Genomic DNA, 7604 nt, shown 5'->3' on the forward strand with positions numbered 1-7604 from the left:
ATGAGTACAAAAGATGATATATTATCCCGTATCCGCAGCCATACCGGGACGCGTTACGAAAAACCGGAAATCACGTTGGATGCAATCACTTATGCAGACAAACTCAAACAATTCTCCGACTCGCTGGAAGCAGCCGGCGGTCAGGCTGTCGTTTGGCAGCCGGGCGGCGACATCAATGAATTGATCCGCCGGCATTTCCCGGAGGCAAAACGTATCGGTTCGAATCTGCCCGGAATAACCGTTGCCACCTTCAATCCGGATTCTCTTTCCGATCCCAGGGAATTGAACGATACCGATCTGGCCATTGTGGAAGGCTGTTTCGGGGTGGCGGAGAACGGAGCTGTCTGGATTACGCAGCAGGTGAAGTTCAAAGCACTCTACTTTATTCCGACAGCCCTGGTAATCATTATCAATAAAGATGCTTTAGTCAATAACATGCATGAAGCCTACCGGCAGCTGGAAGGTACCGATTATAAATACGGCTTCTTTGTCTCCGGCCCGTCCAAAACAGCCGACATCGAACAGGCCCTGGTGCTGGGAGCCCATGGACCGATGAAGGTACTGGTGGTTTTGAAAGAGGGGTGAGTTCAGAATTTATCAGAAGTGAGCTATCTTGTCCCCGTGTCAAGCACGGGAACGGGATAGTCCTTTCCTACATTTTTTACTTCGCTTGCTTTACAGCTGCAATTGCAGCTTTGTAATCCGGTTCCTGGCTGATATCTTTCACATACTGTACATACGTTATTTTGCCATCTTTGTCAATTACTACTACGCCGCGGGCAAGCAACTTATTCTCTTTTATCAGGAAGCCATAATTCATTCCAAACTCGCTTTCCCTGTAATCCGACAAGGTATAAATACGGTCGATCCCTTCTGCCGCACAAAAACGTTCCAATGCAAAAGGAAGGTCTTTGGATAGCGTCAGGACAACCACATCTTTCCCTAAACCGGAGGCCTCTTCATTAAATCTTCTTGTCTGGGCGGCACAGACTTTGGTGTCGACGGAAGGAAAAACGGATAGAACAACGACTTTCCCTTTGAAATCGGACAACTTCACTTCTTTCATATTACTGTCTATCCCAGTGAAATCAGGAGCCATCTCTCCGATATAGGCTTTTGTACCCAGCAAGGTGACTGGCTTTCCCTTCATTGTAATTCCTTGATTATCGCCGGATGATTGACCGACTGCCATGCCGGTGGAAATCAATATACACAATATCATGTAAAATAATCTGTTCATAATCTTCTTTTTGTTATGTTTTTATAGAGAATCTATCTAAGCAAATATAAAGAAATCAGAGGGGATGGGATGATATTTTCCTATTCATTTTATCTATCGGCTGATAGATATAGATGATCGGATATATATTTAACGGATACCTCGGATAAAAGGATAGAAAATATTGGCTTTTAAGTGAATAGTATTATTTTTGTGGAAGACTTAATCCGTATTCACGAACATAATACTCAATATTCTTTTACCATGAGCAACGTAGAAATGATGAACAGAAGAAAATTTATCCGGACAGGTGTTGCCGGAGTAGCCGGATTATCTCTGGCGCAGGTGGGATGGGCTGATATACAGCGGGTGCTTCCTTCGGATGTGTCGGTCGATAAAGTAAAGCTGGGAAATACCGGGCTGGAAGTCTCACGGATCGCTTTGGGGACCGGAACGAAAGGCTGGAACTATGAATCCAACCAAACCCGTATCGGGTTGGATAATTTTGTGAAACTGGCTCATCATGGCTATGAACGCGGACTCCGCTTTTTCGATATGGCCGATATGTACGGTTCACAACCTTTTGTCGGTAAAGCCTTGAAGGAGTTACCCCGTGAAAAGGTCACCCTGATGACAAAGATGTGGACGTATGATGAGGGTTCGGAGAAAAGGGAACCGGTCCGGAAAACGCTCGACCGCTTCCGGCAGGAAGCCGGTACCGAGTATTTCGATATCCTGCTGATGCATTGTATGACTGACGGCAATTGGCCGGAAACGCGTAAATTTTATATGGAAGGGCTTGCCAAAGCAAAGGAGGAAGGCATCGTAAAAGCCGTCGGTATTTCTTGTCATAACTGGAATGCAATGGCTGAAGCCGCTCAAAATCCGTGGTGCGACATTATCCTGGCCCGCCTGAACCCATTCCAAAGCCATATGGACGGTACTCCGGAAGATGTAAACGCCCTCCTGGGCAAAGCCCGGGAAAACGGGAAAGGTATTATGGGTATGAAGATTTTCGGTGAAGGAAAACATGTTACTGATGAAGAACGCGAACATTCGATACATTTTGCCGTCACAGAAAGCAATCTGCATTGCATGACACTCGGCCTGGAATCGATCGCCCAAATGGACGATGCAATCGAAAGGGTGATGAGAAATGTAAAAAACAGCTGATAATTATTCTTTCTAGACGGATAACTACCCGTGACCGGATGGGTAGTTATCCGTTGCTTAGCCGATGCCTGTTCATTTTTTAGTCAAATATTTGTGTGTTTATTCCGGGAAATACCTATCTTTGCCCCATCACATTATAAATACCTCCGATGAAAATATCTAAGTAAGCCGGTTTCAGAACATATAATTTAAAAGGTTCAATCTCTGTTGAACCGATTTCTGTATAACCATCCCGGCTATTTCATGCGCTTATTCCTGGCGCTTTTTTTATTTCCAAATTTTAGTTTCTAACATTTTTAAAGCAGATAGACTATGTGCATATCAGTACAACAGCTTTGCTATATCCATGCGGATAAAGAACCACTATTCAGAGATATCAGTTTGACGGTAAATAAAGGAGAACAAGTTTCATTGGTCGGAAATAACGGGTCCGGCAAATCTACCTTATTGCGGATTATGGAAGGTAGCCTGAAGCCCTCTTCGGGTGAAGTCGTTTGTTCCTCTAAACCCTATTATGTGCCCCAGCATTTCGGGCAATACGATGAATTGACCGTAGTGCAGGCCTTGCAGGTTGAGGCTAAAATCAAGGCATTGCATGCTATCATTTCCGGAGATGCCTCGGTAGAGAACTTTACGATTCTGGATGATGACTGGAATATCGAAGAACGAAGCGTGGCCGCTCTTTCTTTTTGGGGATTGGAGCATATTCGACTGGAACAGACGATGAATACGCTGAGTGGTGGCGAAAAGACAAAAGTGTATTTGTCGGGCATACAGATACATTCTCCCGAAATTATCCTGATGGACGAACCGACCAATCATCTGGATACCGGAAGCAGGGACAAACTCTATGACTTTATCAGGTCGAGCCGTGCCACTATCCTTATTGTGAGCCATGACAGAACATTGCTTAATTTGTTGCCTTACACTTGTGAACTCGACAGAAGTAAGATCACATTGTACGGTGGCAATTACGATTTTTATAAGGAGCAGAAAGAGATCGCACTGGCAGCCTTGCAGAATCAGTTGAGTGAAAAAGAAAAAGAGTTGCGCCAGGCAAAGAAAATAGCCAGGGAGGCGCTTGAAAGAAAAAATAAATCGAGTGTAAGAGGAGAGAAAGCAGCCATAAAGAAAGGTATTCCCCGTATAATAATGGGGGCTATGAAACAGCACGCAGAACAGAGTGCGGTTAAGTTGAAGGATGTGCATGATGAGAAAATGAGTTCGCTCAGTTCCTCCATTACGGATATTCAGACCGCTTTGCCGGATATGCGGCAGATGAAAACGGATTTTAATTCACCGAATCTTCATACCGGTAAAATACTGGTGACTGTTAAGGATATGAACTTTGGCTATGGCGTGAACCGTTTATGGTCCGAACCACTGAACTTGCAGATCAGAAGTGGCGACCGTATCCGGTTCGGCGGTAACAATGGTTCAGGAAAGACAACCTTGCTGAAGCTGATCCTGGGAGAACTGCAACCTGTAGAAGGCTCTGTTGATCGTGCCGATTTCAAGTATGTTTATATCGATCAGGAATATTCGATTGTGTTGCCTAACCTGACTGTGTTTGAGCAATTAGAGAAGTATAATCTGTTTGCCAAACCTGAACATGAGTTAAAAATGATTTTGAGCCGTTTCCTTTTCCCGGTCGGGACCTGGGATAAAAGTTGTTCAAAATTAAGCGGTGGAGAGAAAATGCGGTTGGCTATCTGCTGTCTGATGGTCAGTAATAGTACGCCGGATATCTTTGTTTTGGATGAACCGACGAACAATTTGGATATTCAGAGTGTTAATATAATAACAACAGCAATCAAGGACTATAAAGGTACCGTGCTGTTGGTCTCGCACGATCTTTATTTTGTGAAAGAAATTAAAATAAACAGGTCCGTTGAACTTTTTTCATCAACTCCTGTTATTAAGATATAGTGTTTTTCATGGTATTAGAATTAAGTTAGATTAGGTTATCCGTCTTGTCCGCGAGGATAGGGCGGTTTTTTTATGCCCTATGGTTTGTATTTCGATGCAGCCAGTATTTCCTGTGCATTATCGTTTTTCATCAATGCTTCGGGAGTTGTATTTGTTTCTTTTATATACTGTTCGATGATTTGCAGTCCGACCCAGCTTCCGATATTTTCGGGAGCATCGCTTGCCAGGAATTGGGCAGGCATGTCTTCGAAATATTTCATGGTGTTCATCTGGTCCGGTGTATATAAATGTTTCCGTTCGACAATGGCTTTCCATATATTGGCTTCATTATTTTTGCACCATTCCCAGGCTTCGTCTGTATAACCGAACAAAGCGGCCGGAGTCATCTCCGGTAATGCTGATAAAACCAGGTATTTTATTTTGCCTTCATAGATCATCCGGTCGAGCAATACATTTTCATTGCCGTTAAATGGGTATTCGGACATCAGCCAGCCGGCGATGTAATCGGGAACCACATGTGAGGGTTGCATCTTACGGCGTTGATAGTCATAGAAAAAGTCCTGATACAACGGATAATCTTCTCCCATATATTTGTCGATGGAGAGTGATAACAGACTGTCGCCGACCAATACGTTCTGGTTGAATCCGGAAACGTGCATGTACAAAGCCGGAATTTGCATGGCCGGGAATTTTTCATGTATCCAGGCGAATGCGTTGCCGAGCGATTGCTCTGTCTCTGTGACCGAATCATATTTTTTGATTGCATCCGCATAAAGATTTTTCAGGGTTGGTTCGGAATAAAAGTTTTCCAGTTTATTGAAAAAGCCGGGCATTTCCGGCGATTGCATATTCAGGATACCTTTACCCAGAATCTCTGTCATCAGCGGATATTGATTCAATAGCTGTTGGTTGAGCGTCGTATCGTCGGAGTTTATTAGCTGGAACAATGCTTTGTCGAACCGGTTGATCGGCATCGGAGTGGCTGTCGTGATATTGTTTGCATTTGTATTTTGTCCGTTACAGCTGCAAAAGCTGATAGTCATAAGGAATGTCAGAAGTATTTTGAAGTTCATTGTTTTTATCTTTATGTTATGTATTAATTGATTTCTCTGTCTTTTTAATACGTTAAAAAATATTACCCGGTATACTATTTTCAAATATCCGGTATAGTAATCCGAATTAGATGGTATAGTAGTGACAAAATGATAAACGGATAATTAACGGTTATATTGTATGGAAAACTTCTTATTACTACCTTTGCATCCCTTTTTGAATATCCATTATGCAATTTACGAATAAACAAATTTGGCAGATTACCTATCCTGTACTCATCAGTTTGCTGATGGAGCATATGATCGGGTTGACCGATACGGCTTATCTGGGCCGGGTAGGAGAGGTTGAGCTGGGAGCTTCGGCACTGGCGGGAGTTTATTATCTGGTTATTTATATGCTGGGATTCGGTTTTAGTGTCGGAGCACAGGTCCTGATTGCCCGGCGCAACGGAGCACAGGATTATACCCGGATCGGACCGGTTTTCATGCAGGGAGCACTTTTCCTGTTATTACTTGCTGCCACCTTATTTACGGTTTCCCATTTCTATTCACCGGTGATTCTCCGGAAGCTGATCGGCTCGGATGAGGTTTACCAGGCGACCATGAGTTATATCGATTGGCGTGTCTACGGGTTCTTCTTCTCGTTCATAGCGGTGATGTTCAGGGCGTTTTATGTCGGTATCACCAAGACTAAGATACTGACGGCCAACTCTGTCGTGATGGTGCTGACGAATGTGGTGCTGAATTATATCCTGATATTCGGTAAGTTCGGTTTCCCGGCTTTAGGGATTGCCGGAGCGGCGATCGCTTCTTCTATTTCTGAGGCGGTGTCGGTGTTGTTCTTTATCATTTATACCTGGAAGAAGATCGATTATAAGAAGTATGGAATGTTTAGTTTTACCGGAATTGATTTCCGGATGTTGAAACAAATATTGAATGTATCGATCTGGATAATGGTGCAACATGGTATCGCGTTTATCGGTTGGTTTATCTTTTTTGTAGTGATGGAGCATCAGGGGGAACGTCCGCTGGCTATCACGAATGTAGTACGGAGTATCTCGTCTTTCCTGTTTATGTTTGTCAATGCGTTTGCTTCCACGTCGAGTTCACTGGTGAGTAACCTGATCGGTTCCGGCAAGTCGGACCAGGTGATGGGATTGTGCGGACGGATGATAAGGCTTTGTTACTTTTTTGTGTTGCCGTTAGGGATATTGATCGCTTTATTTCCGGATTTGGTACTGCGTATTTATACGGATAATCCGGACTTGATACAAAGTTCTGTTCCGTCCCTTTTGGTCATGCTTTCTTCCTATATATTGGCGGTTCCTGCTTTTATTTATTTCTTCAGCGTTTCGGGAACAGGGAACACACAGGTTGCATTATGGATCGATATGGCAAGTATTTTAGTCTATGTATCCTATACGTTCCTGGTCGGTGTCTGGTTACATGCCGATGTAGCGGTTTGCTGGACAACGGAACATGTTTATAATGGGATGCTGTTTATTGCCTTCTTCTATTTGTGGAAAGGTAATTGGAGGAATAAGAAGCTATAGTTCATCCTCTGTAAAAACATATATGTTTTGAAATCAAAAGTCCCTAGTTTTGTAATCAAAAGTAGGGACTTTACATTTTAAAAGATAGGTACTTTTTGGGGAAGTTTGCCGATAGTTTGTAACTTGCTTTAACACACCCCCTTCCCCCTCTCGAGAGGGGAAAAGTTACTCTCCCGTTATAAAAGAAAGGTTCATCTCTTTACAATGTAATCTATTTACAGATATGGCAGGTTTCTCTTTTGCCATATTTTTTCACAATTTCATATTTGTTGTTTAAAGGTATCCTCAGTCCTTGTGGAACTATGTTAATTTAATCCGGATTGTTAATTGTTACAAATATCCGTATTAAATAAAAATCACAAGTTACAAAAATGATATTTAATATAATAAAACTGGCACTATCCCTAAATAAGTTTCGAAAGTCATCTTGAAAACAGATATGTAATCCACGGAATCTTTTTGTGTTAACTATGTGTTAAATTGTTAATGTATTGATATACAATGCATGTCTTCTTTTTTGTGTTTCTGATATTAACATAGTTCCACAAGAACTAATAGTCAGTAACATAAATCCACGGAATCTTTTTGTGTTAACTATGTGTTAAATTGTTAATGTATTGATATACAATGCATGTCTTCTTTTTTGTGTTTCTGATATTAACATAGTTCCACAAGAAC

The 7604-nt window shown here is 42.4% G+C and carries 6 protein-coding genes; 4 read left to right on the forward strand and 2 right to left on the reverse strand.

The features are described from left to right. Entirely contained in the window at positions 1-585 is a 585-nt protein-coding gene (locus DXA15_RS02780; protein ID WP_048314735.1) for an LUD domain-containing protein, read from the forward strand. Positions 586-661: 76 nt separating this feature from the next. Here the strand turns inward: DXA15_RS02780 and tpx are convergent, their stop codons facing one another. After that, the gene (gene tpx, locus DXA15_RS02785) at positions 662-1240 is read right to left on the reverse strand and encodes a thiol peroxidase (protein ID WP_010802649.1); all 579 of its coding nucleotides are present in this window, start codon (positions 1238-1240) and stop codon (positions 662-664) included. A gap of 261 nt (positions 1241-1501) precedes the next feature. On the opposite strand from tpx, the gene DXA15_RS02790 reads away from it, so the two are divergent. Both DXA15_RS02790 and DXA15_RS02795 read left to right on the forward strand, forming a co-directional pair. Further along, complete coding sequence (locus tag DXA15_RS02790) at positions 1502-2392, forward strand: aldo/keto reductase (RefSeq protein ID WP_199676204.1); 891 nt, start codon at positions 1502-1504, stop codon at positions 2390-2392. Between the two features lie 312 nt (positions 2393-2704). Beyond that, the gene (locus tag DXA15_RS02795) at positions 2705-4321 is read left to right on the forward strand and encodes an ABC-F family ATP-binding cassette domain-containing protein (RefSeq protein WP_128133047.1); all 1617 of its coding nucleotides are present in this window, start codon (positions 2705-2707) and stop codon (positions 4319-4321) included. Positions 4322-4398: 77 nt separating this feature from the next. Here DXA15_RS02795 and DXA15_RS02800 read toward each other — a convergent pair whose 3' ends face one another. Next, positions 4399-5394 (reverse strand): DUF2268 domain-containing putative Zn-dependent protease, encoded by a 996-nt coding sequence (locus DXA15_RS02800; protein ID WP_128133048.1) that lies wholly within the window; start codon positions 5392-5394, stop codon positions 4399-4401. Between the two features lie 209 nt (positions 5395-5603). Between DXA15_RS02800 and DXA15_RS02805 the strand changes: the two genes are divergently transcribed. Continuing rightward, complete coding sequence (locus tag DXA15_RS02805) at positions 5604-6926, forward strand: MATE family efflux transporter (protein WP_128133049.1); 1323 nt, start codon at positions 5604-5606, stop codon at positions 6924-6926. The last annotated feature ends 678 nt before the right edge of the window (positions 6927-7604 follow it).

Source organism: Parabacteroides sp. AM58-2XD (genome assembly GCF_003463685.1).
Classification (GTDB): Bacteria; Bacteroidota; Bacteroidia; order Bacteroidales; family Tannerellaceae; genus Parabacteroides; species Parabacteroides segnis.

What these genes read in the sequence shown, in the direction of transcription:
- DXA15_RS02780 (WP_048314735.1), top strand. Translation starts at nt 1, where the DNA reads ATGAGTACAAAAGATGATATATTATCCCGTATCCGCAGCCATACCGGG.
- tpx (WP_010802649.1), bottom strand. Translation starts at nt 1,240, where the DNA reads ATGAACAGATTATTTTACATGATATTGTGTATATTGATTTCCACCGGC.
- DXA15_RS02790 (WP_199676204.1), top strand. Translation starts at nt 1,502, where the DNA reads ATGAACAGAAGAAAATTTATCCGGACAGGTGTTGCCGGAGTAGCCGGA.
- DXA15_RS02795 (WP_128133047.1), top strand. Translation starts at nt 2,705, where the DNA reads ATGTGCATATCAGTACAACAGCTTTGCTATATCCATGCGGATAAAGAA.
- DXA15_RS02800 (WP_128133048.1), bottom strand. Translation starts at nt 5,394, where the DNA reads ATGAACTTCAAAATACTTCTGACATTCCTTATGACTATCAGCTTTTGC.
- DXA15_RS02805 (WP_128133049.1), top strand. Translation starts at nt 5,604, where the DNA reads ATGCAATTTACGAATAAACAAATTTGGCAGATTACCTATCCTGTACTC.